A 16,964-nucleotide genomic window follows, 5' to 3' on the forward strand; every position below is an offset into this window, starting at 1 on the left:
AAATAACCAGTGGTCGCGAAGCGTACCTATGGATTGTTAGATATCAACAAAAATGAAAAAGTATGTGATTCATTTTGTCGAAAAAATTTTTTTGGCACCCCTATGATGCCAAGAAACCTTGATATATCAACATTTCTAGAGGGAGGAGAAGATAAATCTTGTTTTGCTATACGTTGTAATTCATCGGAAACAAAGCGGATCGGCAGAGCGATTTGACGGCTCACTAAAAAAGAAAAGATGTTACCAAGCAAAATGACAGATACGATCATTGTTAGTGATACGATGTATGTTTGTTTCGTGTGCTGTTCAATACGCTGTTGATCTGTTTCTAACAGTGTTTTTTGTCGTTGTAACATTTGTTCCGCTGTTTGTAAAAAGCGATGACCTGTTTCTTGAAGTTTTTGAACAACATTTGTCCGTTCTTGTTCATGTGTTGTGCGTAGAAATTGTTGCACAAGTTGAAAATATTCATATTCTAGCTGCTGTAATTTATTAATCATTGTCTTACTTTCTGTAGTAGTTAACATTGAGTTTATTTTTTCATAACTTCCATAAAATTGTCTTCGTTTTTCCTCATAGCTTGTTAAAAATTTGTCATCTTTTAACAATAAATAAGTAAGTATGTCTTTTCTTTCTTCATAAAAATAGGTGACCATTTCGTCTGTTTTTGTTATGATATTGAAGCGATGGTCGATGAGACGGCTATACATCTCTTTTGTTTCGTTCATTCTTAATATTTGAAATGTTCCCACACATATCGCGAATAACAAAATGAAGAAACATCCGAAAAATATTTTTCGACGAATACCCATATTTACCCACCTTTATATTCATTTTCCAACCTATTATATGTTTAGAAATAAAAGGTGGTTTGTGCGAACAAAATAAAAAGGTGCCCCTAACATTATCCAGGGATACCTTTTTTTAGTTTGGAAACCATTGAGATTGGCAATGTCCGATGTTGGCGCACTTGACCGATAAATAGTAAGCTAAGGGGTGTTGCGTGTATTGTATAACAGACGCCGACGGAAACGATTGTTGTAATTGAAAACAAAAGCACCGCTTGTAACATAGAATACATTGTCGTCGGAATGATTGCTGCAAACACATATAGAAAAAATATATGACCGATATATGCTCCGTACGTATATTGACTAATGAACCGTAATGCTGTGTATAATCGCGATTTTGTTTGTACGATCGTAATCGATAAACCATATAACAAGAAAATTTCTGATGTGACATATAACACCATGGAAGGTTTTAAATACGTAATCGTTGTTAAATCGATCGAAAAAATGCTTTGCGATGTAAATAATTCATACCCAACAAAAATGAATAAAGATAAAAATAAAAATGTGTTAAGCGGGATAGCCCGAATTACAAACTTTCGCCAAGTTGGTAAAGTGTATGCAGCGAAACCACCCAAACAAAAATAGAAAAAATAAGCTAAAAATGTACGATCCACATAATGTATATATGACTCGCTTTGAACGATCGGAGAAATGAATGTAATAAAACTAATGTAAATGAGTGCACTAATTGTAATAAATGATTTCCAATATTTTTTTTGCTCAAGCCAACGGAAAAATGGAACAAATATCACAACAAGTATATGAAATTGTATGATCATGACGACGTACCATAAATGGGGAGCAGCTTCTCCGAATAATAGTTGCTTTATCGCCTTTAATACATGTGGATGACTAGAAAATAATGTAAAATAAACAAACGACCATGTGATATATGGAACGATGAGCTCTTTCCATTTATGGGACATGTAACGTGAGTAAGAAATCACTTCTGTTAGTTGTGCGATATGAAATCCGACTAAAAATACAAACACAGGAGCGGAAAATTTAACGAATTGAAACCAGATACTGAGCATAATCGCTTCCTCCGGATGAGGTGAGCGGTGATTCATTACATATAATAGCGCACTTTGAAAAACGACAGCTAAAAATGCTAAACTTTTCATGACAGTTAATTCCGCAGGTGTTTTTTTTGTCATTTTGCCTCACCAGTTTCATTTGTCAGTTTATTCATATACTAGTATAATGCTAATAGTTTCACAAAGTTGGTTAGGGAAATGAACATTTATTGAAAAAAACATCGCAAATTCATGAATATTAATAATCAATATGATGTAAAACGTTTACAAACACAAATAAGGAAGGTGAGAACATGCGTTACCATACACATATTGTTTCATCGTTAGCCATTGGAGCTGGCATTGCAACATACACCCCTGCATCTTTTACTATCGCTTATGCTACGGGATTAGTTATTGGGGGGTTGCTCCCTGATATTGATGAACCAAACTCATATATCGGTCGCCGTTCGCTCGGTGTAGCGAAACAAGTAAAAAAAGCGTTCGGTCATCGTGGATTTACGCACTCGCTATTAGCATGGGGAGCAATCACAGCTGTTTTATTATTACAGCACTTTTCCTCTTTTACGCTCGGGTTATGCTTAGGTTATGCGTTTCACATTCTAGCTGATTATTGTTCTAGCCAAGGTGTTCCGTTATTATGGCCATTTTCTAAAAGAAGATACCGGTTTATCGTTACATATCGTACATCTAGTTTTCTTGAAACCGTGCTTTTTTACTGTTTTCTCGCCTTATTCATTTATTTTTTAATGAACGGCGCGATAGAAGAGCAGGATTCACTATTTTTGTTTTAATTTATTTATTTTTTAGAATAGATTGACTATTATTAGGGTGAGATTGGTGAAAATGGGGGATGAGGATGAAAACAGCAGATTTATGTGATCAATATGGAGAACGTGTGCGTGTTTGTTCACTTACCTTTCAAAACTTCGGGGGAAAAACATCGTTTTATGGACCTATTACAACGGTAGATGTTATGGAAGATAATGTACTCGTTCGAGAAGCACTCGAAACGGTACCCGCAGGCAGTGTGGTTGTTGTTGATGGGAAAGGTTCGAAACAATGTGCGCTTGTGGGCGATCGTCTTGCGCAAATTGCATGTGACCGTCAATTAGCAGGCATTATTGTACATGGATGCATTCGTGATTCGAAAGAAATAGGTGCAATGCCAATTGGCGTACTTGCACTTGGAACATGTCCTCGCAAAAGTAAAAAAGAAGGAAAAGGGGCGCGGGATATAGTTGTTTATTTCGGGGATATAGAGTGGAAGCCAGGTACATATGTATATGTTGATGAAGATGGAGTGGTTGTTTCAGACGGACCTTTGCATGAATAACGATTTGTTCGGTTATTCTATCGTCTAGGAGGGCTGGACGATGAAGAAAAAACAAACAATGCCAGAAGATGAAGTGGCGTTTGCTGAACAAGAGATCGATCGTTATTTTTATGACAAGCAACATGAAGAAGGTGTTCCGTTTTATATTGGTAACAACACACCAGCTATTCGTGTGAACAAGCGAAAAGAATGAGTCGGGCGATCAGCCCGACTTTTTCATTACTCTGTTTTATCGTTTTGGCTTTTGTTTTGTTTGCGCCCTTTACTGTTGTCCCCTACTTCCTCATGCAACTTGCCATGTTGTGTCGGTGCGTTTTGATTTTTGCTTCCTTCGTTCACTTTTTTTGTCATGTTCTTTGCTCCTTTCTGCTACAATAAACGTAACATGTTTATTTTTTCAAAAAGGGGTGGAGTTATGCGCGCATGGCATAAAGAGGCGGAAAAACAATGGGATGAGCGAGCAGAGTGGTGGCATCAAGGCAGCGAGGAGATGTGGGAGAGAGGAAGTCGAAAAACGATCATTCCGTTTGTGACGACATATATGCCGAAAGAAGGATATATTGCAGATATTGGATGTGGGGATGGATACGGGTCATATAAACTATGTCAACAAGGGTATCGTGTCATCGGATTAGATTTATCGAGTGAAATGATTGAATTAGCCAAAAAACGAAGAACTCATGAACATCTTCATTTTCAACAAGCGGATATTATGAATTTACCTTTTCCAGATGAAACGTTTACAGGCGCGATGATCATTAACTGTTTTGAATGGACAGAACGACCATTTGCTGCACTTGAAGAAGTTCGTCGGGTGTTAAAAACAAATGCATATGTATGTGTCGGCATTCTTGGCCCAACAGCTGCTCCACGGGTGAATAGTTATCGTCGTTTATATAATGAAGCGGTCATTTGTAATACGATGATGCCGTGGGAGTTCGAGCAATTAGCAAAAGAAAATGGTTTCACGCTTGTCGGGCAAGAGGGTGTATATAAGCGTGGAGTTGATGAATCGTTTATAAAACAACTACCAACGGAATTAAAGCAAGCCGTTTCGTTTCTTTGGTTGTTTATGTTGCGAAAAAGGTAGGGGACGGATTATTGCCCCCTATCTTTTTGTTGTACTTCCAGTTTCTCATTTCCCATAAAGAAAATGGCGAACGCTGCGAGTGCAATCGGAACTAATGCGATAGAAAATGCATACGTGATGGATGAAGCCATGGCATCTACAATTTTTTGCAACACATTGGGTGGGATTTGAGCTCGTGTTCCAGCTTCAAACAATGCATGCGGATCCGGAGAAAATGAAGCTGTGTTCGCACCGAACGTGTTATGTAACTCGTTAATTAATTTGTTTGATTGAATTGTACCGAAAATCGTTACACCAATCGTCATACCAAGCGAGCGGAAAAACGAGTTTGTTGAGTTTGCTGTACCTCGAAAACGAGGTTCTAAGTTATGCATAGATGCCGACGGTAAAAGTGAGAAGGAGAAACCCACCCCAAATCCAGCTAATGCCATATAAACAGTTAACCATAGTCGCGATGTTTCTGGTGTCATCATACTGAGAAGAAGCATACCAAAAAAATAGGCGATAATCGAAACGAACATAATATTTCGATAAGATGTTTTCGTTTGGGAAATTCCTGCTACCGAGCTTCCCGCAACAGAACCAAGCATCATTGGCATTAAAATGAGGCCAGCATTTTTAGCAGTTCCTCCATATACAGCTTGGACAAAAATAGGAATAAACACAGTTAAAATAACGAATGTTGCTCCATATAAAAATGCTAATAGTTGTGCGATCGCAAACGTGCGCCGTTTAAACAAAACAAATGAGATGATTGGCTCTTTTGCTTTTGTTTCTACATATAAGAAAGCCACAAAGAAAACAAAGCTAATAGAAAACAATGAAATGATAGGAGTTGACTTCCAATCGTATTGTTTTCCACCTAATTCTAATGCAAACATTAAACTAACGACAGCAACAACGAGAGTCAAAGCGCCAAACCAGTCAATGGCTTGTTTTGTATGCTGTGTCGATTCTTTGTAATAACGAACAATGAAAAAAATAGACAATAAACCGATTGGGACATTCACATAAAATACCCAATGCCAACTTAAATAATCGGTAATATAAGCACCGAGCAATGGACCAAGCACGCTTGACATTCCAAAGACTGCACCGAGCAATCCGGTCATTTTTCCTCGTTTTTCGGGTGGAAACACGTCAAATACGATTGTAAATGCAATCGGCATTAACGCACCGCCACCAATTCCTTGAATTGCACGAAAAATACTCAGCTGTACAATATTTTGAGCTAAGCCACATAACGCGGAACCAATTAAAAAAACAGCGAGTCCAAAAAGAAAAAATCGCTTTCTTCCATACATATCAGATAACTTCCCGAAAATTGGCATACCGGCCATGACGGTCACCATGTAAGCGGATGTGACCCAAACAAATTGATCTACGCCACCTAAATCTGCGACAATTGTACCGATTGCGGTTGCGACAATTGTATTATCCATTGCTGCCATAAAAATAGCTAATAACAGTCCCGCTACAATAAAAGAAATATGTCGGGTTTGATCAACCATGTGTACATCTCCTTTCTTTATGTATACAAAACATTATATTCTTTTTTTACATACTTACAAATAAAAAAGCTCTCGCAGAAAAGCGAAAGCCTACTCCCAAATGTAAGGCGTCTCTTGATAAACATAATAGTTGAGCCAATTGACAAACAGTAAGTTAGCGTGAGAACGCCATGTGTTATACGGTTGCTTATTCGGATCGTCATGCGGAAAATAATGTTTTGGAATTTGAATGTCTAGACCTTTGGCTAAGTCACGTTCGTATTCTTCTTTTAGCGTTGTGCCATCATACTCTGGGTGCCCTGTTAAAAACACTTGTTTGCCATCGTTTGAAATGACGAGACAGACGCCAGCTTCTTCGGATGAAGATAAAATCGTTAACTCTGAAACCGCTTCGATATGTTCACGTTTCACATCTGTATGGCGTGAGTGTGGGATTTTATGAATATCGTCAAATCCACGAATCAGTTTCACGTGCTTTTGTTCTAACACATGATCGAATACCCCGAAACATTTTTGTGGTAAATCGTATTTTGGAATACCATAGTGATAGTACATTCCCGCTTGTGCACCCCAACAAATATGTAACGTAGATGTGACATTTGTTTTTGTCCATTCCATTATTTTGGTCAATTCATTCCAGTAATCGACTTGTTCAAACGGTAAATGTTCAACAGGTGCCCCGGTAATGATCATACCGTCATACTTTCGATGTCGTACATGTTGAAATGTTGTATAAAATTGGTCAAGATGGTGTTTTGATGTTGTTTTTGCTTCATGTGTTTCTGGACGCAAGAAGGTTACATTCACTTGTAGCGGTGAATTTCCGAGTAAACGTAGCAATTGTGTTTCCGCTTTTTCTTTTTGGGGCATTAAGTTTAAAATAATAATGTTTAGCGGTCGAATGTCTTGAGAATAGGCACGATCTTCATCCATAACGAAAATATTTTCTTGTTCTAGTACCTCTTTCGCAGGAAGATTACGTGGAATATTAATTGGCAATGTCCTCAACCTCCATTTACATTATATAAATACATTCATTATAAAAATTTTTAGAAAATTGTTCAATGTTTTTTATTTTATTGATTTTTCTATTTACATTGTTGTATTCTTGTAAAAGCAATAATGATTTGGAGGGATGTACGTATGTTTATGTCATATGAAGAATATATGCGCCAAGTTGTACAACCGATGCGTGATGAATTAGTAAACGGCGGATTTAAAGAATTGCGCACGAGTGAAGAAGTGGAACAGTTTATGGAACAGGTAGAGGGAACAACTTTTGTTGTCGTTAATTCTGTTTGTGGTTGTGCAGCAGGGCTTGCGCGTCCAGCGGCTATTCAGGCGGTACAAATGAGCGAGAAAAAACCGAATCATCTCGTTACTGTTTTTGCAGGGCAAGATCGAGAAGCGACAGCTAAAATGCGTGAGTATTTTGTCGGTATCGAACCTTCTTCTCCATCGATGGCATTATTAAAAGGTAAAGAAGTTGTTCATTTTATTCCACGTCACGATATCGAAGCAAACTCGCTCGAAAATATTATGCAAAATATTATGCAAGCTTTTGAAAAACATTGCTAAGGGTGTCCTACAGACATCCTTTTTCTTTTGAGGTGAACGTATGATTGTGACAACTGCAGGTAGAACGAATGACCAAATGATCGAGAAAGCGAAACAAATTGCGTTAGAATTACAAACTTTATACATTCCGCGTCGAAAACGTTCCATTACGACCATCCACCAATTTGTAGCTCAACCTGTTCTTGTCGTTGGAAAAGAGAGATTAGAACTCCATTTCCCGAACGGACGTGAACCGTTATTTTTTCATCCTAATTCTGCTTCTTTTCGAGCAAAGCGCATTTTAAAAGGAGAAAGTGAACCGTTTTTACAAGCTACGAAGTTACAAAAGGGGATGACGTTTTTAGATTGTACGCTTGGATTGGCGGCCGATAGTATTATCGCCAGCTTAGCTGTTGGTCCGGAAGGAAAAGTGGTAGGAATTGAGGGGAGTGTATATATCGCTTACTTAACAAAACAAGGGTTACGTCATTGGGATAGCGATGTAGTTGAACTTAATGAAGCGATGCGACGTATTTGTGTGCATCATGATGATTTTCGCTCATTTTTAGCGCAATGCGATGATAAATCATATGATGTTGTTTATTTGGATCCGATGTTTGAAGTAAGTATTGAAGAGTCGGATGGGATAAAGGGATTAAAACAGGTAGCGCTATATACGAACGTAACAAAAGAAGATATCGAACAGGCGAAACGAGTAGCCCGTCAACGAGTTGTGTTGAAAGATCATTGGCAAAGCTCGCGATTTCATCAATTTGGTTTCTCTGTTTATCGAAGAAAAACAGCAAAATTTCATTTCGGTACGATTGAACTTTCGTAAATGGCACAAAATAAAGCAGTAGGGGGTGAATCAGATGGGAAAACGAAAAAAAGATGCTTCGAAAGCGGGATTAAGCTCACCGGAGATCAAAGGGCAAGGTACGACTGACTATGAAACAGGAAACATTGAGTTGGATTCAAGTCGTAAAAAAACAAAGCGCGCGTAGGCTACCACATCATTGTGGTAGTTTTTTTGTAAAAAAAGAAATTCAAATACTTTTCTAACAATTATACTCATTTTTTCTTTACAATCTTAAAAAAAAACATTTACAATTGAATGGGTTCTCTCCCTTAACCCTTTTCCCATGCGAAGTTGAATACGTTTTACAGCAAAAGACGCAGAACCAGTATCGATGGAAACCGCACAAAAAACTTAAACGTCCCGAAAAGCATCAGTGGTTTTGTCCAGCCGCTTGGAGCGACAATTAATATGGACGGAACGGCCATTATGCAAGGTGTGGCAACAATGTTTATCGCACAAGTGTACGGTGTAGATTTGACATTAAGTGATCTTTTGACAGTCGTTTTGACGGCAACACTTGCTAGCATTGGTACAGCAGGCGTTCCGGGCGTCGGCTTAATTATGCTTTCTATGGTACTGACATCCGTCGGTCTACCTGTTGAAGGAATTGCCCTTATTTTAGGAGTTGATCGCTTGCTTGATATGACGAGAACAGTTGTGAATATTACAGGTGATGCGGCATGTGCGGTGATTGTGGCGAAATCAGAAGAGAAATATGAAAAGGCGAGCTAAACGAGGGAATCCATCCCTCGTTTATTATTTATAATAGATGAGATGAGAGAAACAATGACAGTCCGATGAACCGAATTTTTTCACGAGCCATGTTCCTTTATATTGTTGTAAAAGTTGTTGGGCACGCTCACATTCACTAAGCTCAGAAGAATATGTTTGAACGTGTGTAATTTCTCCATATGGACGAATGTAATCGATATGCCAACGTTTTCGTTTTTCCAGTTGCATATGACGTCGAATACGTGATTGAATGTTTCGTTTCGCACTCCCTACATAAATATAGTTTCCGCTCGGAAATAAAAAACTACCCAATTTACCGACTTCTACAGTAACATTGCTAGTTATGGTGAAGAATATAGCATATACTGTATGTTGATTGTCAAACATTTCTCACACCTCTTAAAAATTAGTCATTGAAAAATGAAGATCTTAGCAATACAATAAAAGAAGCGTATGTATGAAAAAAGGAGATGACGTTATGCTTTCAAATATCGGAGTGCCTGGTTTAATTTTAATTCTTGTCATCGCTCTTGTCATTTTCGGACCGAAAAAACTGCCTGAAATTGGACGTGCTTTCGGTGAAACGTTGCGTGAGTTTAAAAAGTCAACAAAAGGATTGCGCGACGAAGTATTAGAAGAGCTTGATGAAAATAAAAAATAAAGAGACGAATTCAACGATAAGGCGGCAACAGTATGTTGCCGTTTTTAACATGGAAAAAGGTAGGTGTTTACGCCCGTGGAACAAAAGAGACGATATGAAGATCAAGAGATGACGTTAGTCGAACACTTAGAAGAATTACGCAAACGCGTGTTTATTGTTGTCGGGGCTCTTATTTTATTTTTTATTGTAGGATTTATTTTTGTTCAAGATTTATATCGCTGGTTGATTGCTGATTTAGATGTAAAGTTAACTATTTTAGGTCCGACAGATATTTTATGGGTATATGTTATGTTAGCAGGGGTATTTGCCATCACAATGACGATTCCTGTATTTGTTTGGCAACTATGGATGTTCGTGAAGCCTGCTCTTACTCCAAGAGAACGAAAAGTAACGTTATCGTATATTCCAGCGACATTTTTGTTATTTGTTCTCGGTTTATGTTTTGGTTACTTTGTTGTTTTGCCGATGGTGTTCCACTTTTTAATGAGTCTTGGCGAAGATTTGTTCGCAACGATGTTTACAACAGAGAAGTATTTTCGATTTATTTTAAATATGACGATTCCGTTTGCTATATTGTTTGAATTACCGATCATCGTTATGTTTTTAACAAGCGTTGGTTTAATTAATCCGTACGCGTTACAAAAAGTAAGAAAATATGCGTATTTTGTATTAGTTATTATTGCGGTAACGATTACCCCACCAGACTTTATTTCTGACTTTTTGGTAACCATCCCGTTACTCTTATTATATGAAGTGAGTATATCTATTTCAAAATTTGTGTATAAACGCAAAGAAAAGTAGCCAGAGCAAGAAGCGTCTTCAGAGTAGAAGGCGCTTTTGTTTTTTAATTATTTGGCTAACGAAGGAAAAGTAGTCATGATCGTACCAAAAGAAGATGAACAGGCCATTCTTGATGTACTTCGTTCCCAACTAGAAGGAAAAGACGCAGCTGTGATCGGAACAGTTCGCGCAACAAAAAAAGGGCAGTTGTTATTACGGACACCGCTTGGTACAACACGACGGTTATATCGACTGACAGGGCTTATGTTACCTCGTATTTGTTAAACCGTAGGGCAAATCCTACGGTTTTTTTGTCTTTCCTACTTTTTTGCTTTATGTCATAATAAATGACAGCAAATAAAAAAAGGGTGAGGGCATCATGAAGCAATATTTACAATTACTTGAAGATATTTTGCAAAACGGTGTGTATAAAGATGACCGTACGGGGACGGGAACGCTTTCTGTATTTGGACGTCAGTTACGTTTTGATTTACGAGAAGGATTTCCTTTACTGACAACAAAAAAATTACATATTCGTTCCATTATTCATGAATTGCTTTGGTTTTTGAGCGGAGATACGAATATTCGCTATTTAAAAGAAAATGGTGTAACGATTTGGGATGAATGGGCAGATGAAAACGGAGATTTAGGACCGGTGTACGGAGCGCAATGGCGTTCGTGGAGAGGAGCAGACGGACGAACGATTGATCAAATAAGTGAAGTGATTGAACAAATAAAAACAAATCCAAACTCCCGCCGTCTTTTAGTGAGCGCGTGGAACGTTGCAGAATTAGATCATATGAAGTTGCCACCTTGTCATTATGCTTTTCAGTTTTATGTGGAAAACGGGACATTATCATGCATGTGGCAACAGCGATCTGTCGATACGTTTTTAGGTCTTCCGTTCAATATCGCAAGCTACGCGCTACTTACACATATGGTTGCTCAACAATGCGATCTGCAGCCGAAAGAACTTATTTTTACTGGCGGTGATGTCCATTTATATATGAACCATATTGAACAAGCAAAATTGCAATTAACAAGAGAACCGCGACCGCTCCCGAAATTGATAATCAAACGAAAGCCTGCTTCTATTTTTGAGTATCGTTTTGAAGATTTTGAAATTGTTGATTATGATCCACATCCGCATATTAAAGCGGACGTGTCTGTATAAGGAAGTGATTTAGTTGATCTCTATTATTGTTGCGATGGATCGCAATCGGGTGATTGGTTATAACAATACGTTACCTTGGCATTTGCCGGCGGATTTAGCTTACTTTAAACGCGTTACTTTCGGACACCCGATCGTTATGGGGCGAAAAACGTTTGCATCGATTGGTCGTCCACTCCCCGGGAGAATCAATATCATACTGACACGAGACAAAATGTTTTCAACAGATGCGAATGTGCAAGTCATTCATTCGATAGATAACATTCGACAAATCGAGCAACAATATGGCCATGCGTTCGTTATTGGAGGAGCACAAGTATTTGAACAAGCGATGCCGCTAGCGGATCGCCTGTACGTTACACATATTGACGCAACGTTTACAGGCGATACATTTTTCCCGCCAATCGATGAAAAACAATGGACGCTTTGTACCGCCCAACCGGGTGTGCAAGATGAAAAAAATCGCTATCCACATACATTTTGCATATATGAACGAGCTCGCTAATCGGCGGGCTTTATCTTTTTAAATAATTTTTAGAAAATTTACTTTTCTTTATCCGAAAATATGATATATTTTAGAATAACATAAATGTGACAACGAATTTATAAGTGGAAAGGAAACGAGAAGATGGAACAACAAGTAAAACGAAAACATGGCGTATATGTAGAAGATATTTTAATTGCTTATCAAACGTTAAAGGATGTCGTGTATCATACCCCTTTACAAAAAAATGAATTGCTTTCAGAACGTTATGATTGCCACGTATACTTTAAACGGGAAGATTTACAAGTCGTTCGATCGTTTAAAATTCGCGGGGCATATTATCGAATGAAAAGTTTATGTGAAGAAGAAAAGAAAAACGGCGTTGTCTGTGCAAGTGCAGGAAATCACGCCCAAGGCGTTGCTTATTCGTGTCGAGCACTCGGCGTACACGGTAAAATTTATATGCCGTCTACTACTCCACGACAAAAAGTATCACAAGTACAATTTTTTGGTCGGGAATTTGTTGATATCATTTTAGTTGGTGATACATTTGATGACTCTTATGAGCAGGCGATTGTTTGTGCCAAAAAAGAGCAACGAACGTTTATCCATCCGTTTGATGATGAGGCTGTCATTGCTGGACAGGGAACGGTCGGGGTTGAAATTTTAAATGATTGTGAAGAGCCGATCGACTATGTGTTCGCAAGTATTGGCGGGGGAGGGCTTATTTCTGGTGTCGGTACGTATATAAAAAGTATTTCACCAACGACAAAATTAATCGGTATCGAACCTGAAGGAGCTCCTTCGATGAAAAAATCGTTTGAAGCAAAAGAAGTCGTTACTTTAAGTGAAATCGACCCCTTCGTAGATGGAGCAGCGGTAAAGCGTGTCGGGGAAAAAACATTTACGTTAGCCAAAGAAATAGTCGATGATATTGTTGTTGTTCCTGAAGGAAAAGTGTGTACAACGATTTTACAGCTTTATAATGAAAATGCGATTGTAGTCGAGCCTGCTGGAGCGTTGCCGGTTGCTGCACTTGATTTATATAAAGAACATATTCGTGGCAAAACAGTTGTTTGCATTATCAGTGGAGGAAACAACGATATTGGACGTATGCAAGAAATTAAAGAGCGTTCTATGATTTATGAAGGACTTCAGCATTATTTTATTGTCAATTTTCCACAACGTGCAGGCGCTTTACGTGAATTTCTTGATGAAGTGCTGGGACCAACAGATGACATTACATTGTTTGAATATACGAAAAAGAATAATAAAGATAGTGGTCCAGCTCTCGTTGGCATTGAATTGAAATGTCGTGAAGATTATGGTCCGCTTGTTGAACGAATGAAGAAAAAAGGTTTTCCGTTTATGGAAGTGAATAAAGATAGTAGTTTATTCCATTTGCTCATTTGACAAAAATTTTTTATAAATCGATGACGAAATGTGACATACTTCAACACAAAAATCGTGTATAATATAAGTAAATCGGTCAAAAAAGAGGATTGATATTTTGTTATTCAAAAGCCTAGAGTTTAAAAACGTAGATGGGCAAAAAGTAAAAATTATCGAAATTCCGGTATTGGAGGACGATAACCCTTATCAATTTATGGTAAAAGTAAGGTTACAAACGTTTATTGCACAAGTGTATGCGAGCAAAAAAACAAAGAAGGTGCATTCGTTTAAAGATTATTTAAAACGTGTATTGAAGTGGCCGGTATACGAACAAATATTTAAATCTGAAATTTTAAAAAACAATGCATAAATGACGAAGGAGCTGTTTTGCTAATGTGCAAATCAGCTCTTTTTTTACAAAAAATTTTATGAAAACGACGACATACAGGGCGATTTTATTATATAATTTCACCGTACGAAAATTTTAGAATGAAATACAGGAAGTGAAAAAATGAGTAAAGTAAAAATTGTAACAGACTCTACGATCGATTTACCAAGAGAAATAATTGAAGCGTGGGACATTCGTGTCGTTCCATTATCCATCTCTATTGATGGGGAAACATATTTAGATGGTATTGACTTAACTCCACAACAATTTATTGAAAAAATGAAACAAGCAAATGAACTTCCGAAAAGCTCTCAACCGTCTGCGGGACAGTTTTTACAAGTGTATGATGAACTTGGAGAAGCGGGATACGATGTCGTTTCGATTCATATGACAGGGGGAATGAGCGGAACGGTGCGCTCTGCCGAAAGTGCAGCTGCGATGACAAAGACGAACGTCACCGTTGTCGACTCACGCTTTATTTCTCTTGCACTTAGCTTTCAAGTATTAGAAGCGGCCAAAATGGCCTCTGAGGGAAAGACAGTATCAGAGATTGTTTCCCATCTCGATACAATTCGTGCGAATACACATTTATTCGTTGTTGTTGATACGCTTGAAAATCTCGTCAAAGGTGGACGCATCGGACGAGGGAAAGCGATGATAGGTTCGTTACTAAACATCAAGCCGATCGCTTCATTAGAAGATGGGGTATATACGCCTGTCACAAAAGTTCGGAGCCAGTCCCAAATTGTCAAATATTTAACCAATCAATTTGTTGAACATACGAAGGGAAAAAAAGTTCGAGCAGTCGGAATTGCTCACGCAGATGCGCTTGATTTAAGTGAACGATTAAAGCAATCCATTGCGGAAGCGACAGGATGGACACAGACGGACATTGTGTATACAACTCCAATCATTTCGACACATACAGGTCCAGGAGCGATAGGGTTTATGTACTATACGGAATAGGAGGACATAAAAGGTGAAACGTATATGTTTATGGCTGTTTGCTGTGCTGTTGTTCTCGCTTGTTGCTTGTCAGCAAGCGATTCCAGATGCAAAAAATTGGCCGATCGAAGATTTCACATTTACTGACCAACATGGTCAACAGTTTGGTCTAGCTGATTTAAAAGGAAAAGTGTGGGTAGCCGATTTTATTTTCACACGATGTGCTGACGTTTGTCCACCGATGACAGCAAATATGGCGAAATTACAAAAAATGGCCAAGGAAAAAGGGTTAGATGTGCACTTTGTTTCATTTAGTGTAGATCCCGAAAACGATACACCAGATGCGTTAAAAATGTATGTTGAAAAGTTTCAAGGAGATTTAAGTAATTGGCACTTACTTACAGGTTACACCCAACAAGACATTGAACGCTTTGCGCAAAAAAACTTTAAAGCCGTTGTAAAAAAGCCACAAGAAGGGGATCAAGTCATTCACGGTACAGATTTTTATCTCGTTGACCAAAATGGAACGATCGTGAAGTATTATAGTGGCTTAAACGATGTACCGTACGAAGAAATTTTAAAACATATTGACATGTTACAAGAATAACATATGCAGACAAAAATGATGACCGTGTCATTTTTGTCTTTTCTTTTATAGAGAGGGGATCCCATATGAACAAACTGCTTCTTCTATTTCTTTGTGTATGTTTAGTCGGATGTTCCTCGACCTCTACAACTACTGTCCCAGCGACCATACAAGAAAATGAACAAGAACAAATAAAGCCACGTGATTTACATGTTGTAGCGTTAGGCGATTCGTTAACGCAAGGGGTAGGGGATGGTAAAGGTGGCTATGTCACATTCATTAAGCAATATTTAGAGCAACGTGAAGATGTAAATAAGGTGTTTGTTCAAAATTTTGGCAAGCGGGGGTTGCGTAGTGAACAACTAACTGATGTCATCATGAACAATGAATCGGTCATTCGAAAAGCAGATGTTATTTTGATCACAATTGGCGGAAACGATGTCATGAAAGTTGTCCGGTCACATTTTTTATCCTTAACATATGAATTGTTTGTTAAAGAACAACAGATGTTTGCTTCTCGACTTGACGAGCAATTGCAACTTCTTCGCTATATAAATCCAGATGCTTATATTGTACTTGTCGGGTTATACAATCCGTTTTCTTCGGCTTTTCCGAATATACAAGAAATGAGGGAGATCATACACATATGGAACGAAGGAAGTAAGAAAGTGATCTCGCGTTATGATCGTGCGCTATTTGTACCTATTGACGATTTGTTTGAAGAACGTGATGATATATTGTATGACGATCAATTTCATCCGAACACACGTGGCTATGAACTAATCGCACAACGTATGTATGAACATCTACAAAAACATGAAGAATGGATAGGGGAATAAATAGTGAAGTGGAAAGTGTTATTTTTTAGTTTGTTAGGAATAAATAGTTTAGTGATGGCGTTATTACTTTTTTATATGTTTCAATCATCTCCTTCCCCATATATATCGAATGTTAACGTGGAAGGACCGACATTTACTGTTCAAACATCTAAACAACATCTAAATGCGTTAGTGAACGACTATATTCAGAAGCATGAAGAACAAGGTAGTTTGTCTTACAATGTTCAATTAGCTGATCGGTTGTATATAACAAGTGCTATCCCGATATTCGGAAAGACTGTTGATTTGACGATGGCATTTGATCCAACGGTGGATGAGAATGGTCACGTTGTACTTGCTCATCCGATGATGACGTTTGGGCAACTCCGTTTACCTGTACCGTATGTATTAACGTATATCAATAAACATGCTTCATTGCCAAATTGGGTGAAAATCGATGCGAAACGTGAACGCATTTATATTGTTGTAAGCAACATTCGTATAAAAGAAGGACTCGTGTTGAAGGCGAAAACGTTCGATTTAAATAAAAATGATATCACTTTTACAGTTACTATAACAAAATAATAAGGATGTCTCTCATTACTGAGGGACATCCTCAGACTGTTGACAAAATGGTTGGAAGACACCTGTCTTTCAAACATTTTGTTCCATTTTGGCATTTGTCTCCCTTGATGAACCGACGAAAATAACGACATACATAATTGAAAAAGAGGAGAGATGCCCATTCTCCATAGGCAGTTTG

General features: G+C 38.1%; 23 protein-coding genes and 2 pseudogenes. 19 read left to right on the forward strand and 6 right to left on the reverse strand.

Going from position 1 to position 16,964, the window contains the following annotated elements:
* Positions 1-26: 26 nt before the first annotated feature.
* On the reverse strand, positions 27-812 hold the full coding sequence (locus LD028_RS02095) for a CHASE3 domain-containing protein (protein ID WP_237810776.1): 786 nt from the start codon (positions 810-812) through the stop codon (positions 27-29).
* Positions 813-904: 92 nt separating this feature from the next.
* A complete protein-coding gene (locus LD028_RS02100; protein ID WP_237810777.1) occupies positions 905-2,011 on the reverse strand; it encodes an acyltransferase in 1,107 nt (368 codons plus the stop codon).
* 173 nt (positions 2,012-2,184) lie between these two features.
* Here LD028_RS02100 and LD028_RS02105 point away from each other — a divergent pair, with 173 nt between their 5' ends.
* The 3 genes from LD028_RS02105 (at position 2,185) to LD028_RS02115 (ending at position 3,420) form a co-directional block, all read left to right on the forward strand.
* The gene (locus LD028_RS02105; protein WP_237810778.1) at positions 2,185-2,685 is read left to right on the forward strand and encodes a metal-dependent hydrolase; all 501 of its coding nucleotides are present in this window, start codon (positions 2,185-2,187) and stop codon (positions 2,683-2,685) included.
* Positions 2,686-2,750: 65 nt separating this feature from the next.
* Positions 2,751-3,227 (forward strand): ribonuclease E activity regulator RraA, encoded by a 477-nt coding sequence (gene rraA, locus LD028_RS02110; RefSeq protein WP_237810780.1) that lies wholly within the window; start codon positions 2,751-2,753, stop codon positions 3,225-3,227.
* 40 nt (positions 3,228-3,267) lie between these two features.
* Positions 3,268-3,420, forward strand: coding sequence for a hypothetical protein (locus LD028_RS02115; protein WP_237810782.1), 153 nt, complete (start codon positions 3,268-3,270; stop codon positions 3,418-3,420).
* Positions 3,421-3,446: 26 nt separating this feature from the next.
* On the opposite strand, the gene LD028_RS17990 is transcribed toward LD028_RS02115, so the two are convergent.
* Positions 3,447-3,578, reverse strand: a complete 132-nt coding sequence (locus tag LD028_RS17990) for a hypothetical protein (RefSeq protein ID WP_255707124.1) — start codon at positions 3,576-3,578, stop codon at positions 3,447-3,449.
* Between the two features lie 64 nt (positions 3,579-3,642).
* On the opposite strand from LD028_RS17990, the gene LD028_RS02120 reads away from it, so the two are divergent.
* The gene (locus LD028_RS02120; protein ID WP_237810784.1) at positions 3,643-4,317 is read left to right on the forward strand and encodes a class I SAM-dependent methyltransferase; all 675 of its coding nucleotides are present in this window, start codon (positions 3,643-3,645) and stop codon (positions 4,315-4,317) included.
* Between the two features lie 8 nt (positions 4,318-4,325).
* Here the strand turns inward: LD028_RS02120 and LD028_RS02125 are convergent, their stop codons facing one another.
* Together LD028_RS02125 and metA are read right to left on the reverse strand one after the other, a co-directional pair.
* Positions 4,326-5,828, reverse strand: coding sequence for an MDR family MFS transporter (locus LD028_RS02125; RefSeq protein WP_237810785.1), 1,503 nt, complete (start codon positions 5,826-5,828; stop codon positions 4,326-4,328).
* A gap of 90 nt (positions 5,829-5,918) precedes the next feature.
* On the reverse strand, positions 5,919-6,827 hold the full coding sequence (gene metA / locus LD028_RS02130; protein WP_237810786.1) for a homoserine O-acetyltransferase MetA: 909 nt from the start codon (positions 6,825-6,827) through the stop codon (positions 5,919-5,921).
* Between the two features lie 144 nt (positions 6,828-6,971).
* On the opposite strand from metA, the gene LD028_RS02135 reads away from it, so the two are divergent.
* From LD028_RS02135 to LD028_RS02150, 4 genes and pseudogenes are all read left to right on the forward strand, one after another.
* Positions 6,972-7,406 (forward strand): BrxA/BrxB family bacilliredoxin, encoded by a 435-nt coding sequence (locus LD028_RS02135; protein ID WP_032099505.1) that lies wholly within the window; start codon positions 6,972-6,974, stop codon positions 7,404-7,406.
* 40 nt (positions 7,407-7,446) lie between these two features.
* Positions 7,447-8,223, forward strand: coding sequence for a class I SAM-dependent methyltransferase (locus LD028_RS02140; RefSeq protein WP_237810787.1), 777 nt, complete (start codon positions 7,447-7,449; stop codon positions 8,221-8,223).
* Between the two features lie 34 nt (positions 8,224-8,257).
* Positions 8,258-8,389 (forward strand): YuzL family protein, encoded by a 132-nt coding sequence (locus tag LD028_RS02145; RefSeq protein ID WP_077428359.1) that lies wholly within the window; start codon positions 8,258-8,260, stop codon positions 8,387-8,389.
* A 177-nt stretch (positions 8,390-8,566) separates the two neighbouring features.
* Positions 8,567-8,976: pseudogene (locus tag LD028_RS02150) on the forward strand (dicarboxylate/amino acid:cation symporter); the annotation flags it as partial.
* Positions 8,977-9,000: 24 nt separating this feature from the next.
* Here LD028_RS02150 and LD028_RS02155 read toward each other — a convergent pair.
* Positions 9,001-9,363 (reverse strand): GIY-YIG nuclease family protein, encoded by a 363-nt coding sequence (locus tag LD028_RS02155; RefSeq protein WP_035019599.1) that lies wholly within the window; start codon positions 9,361-9,363, stop codon positions 9,001-9,003.
* A 91-nt stretch (positions 9,364-9,454) separates the two neighbouring features.
* Here LD028_RS02155 and LD028_RS02160 point away from each other — a divergent pair, with 91 nt between their 5' ends.
* The 11 genes and pseudogenes from LD028_RS02160 (at position 9,455) to LD028_RS02210 (ending at position 16,786) form a co-directional block, all read left to right on the forward strand.
* Positions 9,455-9,637: a twin-arginine translocase TatA/TatE family subunit gene (locus LD028_RS02160; RefSeq protein WP_012575061.1), complete on the forward strand. Its 183-nt coding sequence runs from the start codon at positions 9,455-9,457 to the stop codon at positions 9,635-9,637.
* Between the two features lie 108 nt (positions 9,638-9,745).
* Positions 9,746-10,438, forward strand: a complete 693-nt coding sequence (tatC, locus tag LD028_RS02165) for a twin-arginine translocase subunit TatC (protein ID WP_237810797.1) — start codon at positions 9,746-9,748, stop codon at positions 10,436-10,438.
* 48 nt (positions 10,439-10,486) lie between these two features.
* A pseudogene (locus tag LD028_RS02170) lies at positions 10,487-10,702 on the forward strand (AIR synthase-related protein); the annotation flags it as partial.
* A gap of 94 nt (positions 10,703-10,796) precedes the next feature.
* Positions 10,797-11,591 (forward strand): thymidylate synthase, encoded by a 795-nt coding sequence (thyA, locus tag LD028_RS02175; RefSeq protein ID WP_237810789.1) that lies wholly within the window; start codon positions 10,797-10,799, stop codon positions 11,589-11,591.
* A 13-nt stretch (positions 11,592-11,604) separates the two neighbouring features.
* A complete protein-coding gene (locus tag LD028_RS02180; RefSeq protein ID WP_237810790.1) occupies positions 11,605-12,093 on the forward strand; it encodes a dihydrofolate reductase in 489 nt (162 codons plus the stop codon).
* A gap of 123 nt (positions 12,094-12,216) precedes the next feature.
* Positions 12,217-13,485 carry a threonine ammonia-lyase IlvA gene (gene ilvA / locus LD028_RS02185; RefSeq protein WP_237810792.1) on the forward strand — a complete coding sequence of 423 codons (1,269 nt, stop codon included), beginning with the start codon at positions 12,217-12,219 and terminating at the stop codon, positions 13,483-13,485.
* A 97-nt stretch (positions 13,486-13,582) separates the two neighbouring features.
* Entirely contained in the window at positions 13,583-13,834 is a 252-nt protein-coding gene (locus LD028_RS02190) for a YpmP family protein (RefSeq protein WP_004890472.1), read from the forward strand.
* A gap of 141 nt (positions 13,835-13,975) precedes the next feature.
* Positions 13,976-14,818: a DegV family protein gene (locus LD028_RS02195; RefSeq protein WP_237810793.1), complete on the forward strand. Its 843-nt coding sequence runs from the start codon at positions 13,976-13,978 to the stop codon at positions 14,816-14,818.
* 13 nt (positions 14,819-14,831) lie between these two features.
* On the forward strand, positions 14,832-15,404 hold the full coding sequence (locus LD028_RS02200) for an SCO family protein (protein WP_237810794.1): 573 nt from the start codon (positions 14,832-14,834) through the stop codon (positions 15,402-15,404).
* 65 nt (positions 15,405-15,469) lie between these two features.
* Entirely contained in the window at positions 15,470-16,222 is a 753-nt protein-coding gene (locus LD028_RS02205) for an SGNH/GDSL hydrolase family protein (protein WP_237810795.1), read from the forward strand.
* Between the two features lie 3 nt (positions 16,223-16,225).
* A complete protein-coding gene (locus tag LD028_RS02210; protein ID WP_237810796.1) occupies positions 16,226-16,786 on the forward strand; it encodes a YpmS family protein in 561 nt (186 codons plus the stop codon).
* Positions 16,787-16,964 lie beyond the last annotated feature (178 nt).

Source organism: Anoxybacillus sp. LAT27, from assembly GCF_022030075.1.
In the GTDB taxonomy this organism is placed as follows: domain Bacteria; phylum Bacillota; class Bacilli; order Bacillales; family Anoxybacillaceae; genus Anoxybacillus; species Anoxybacillus kestanbolensis.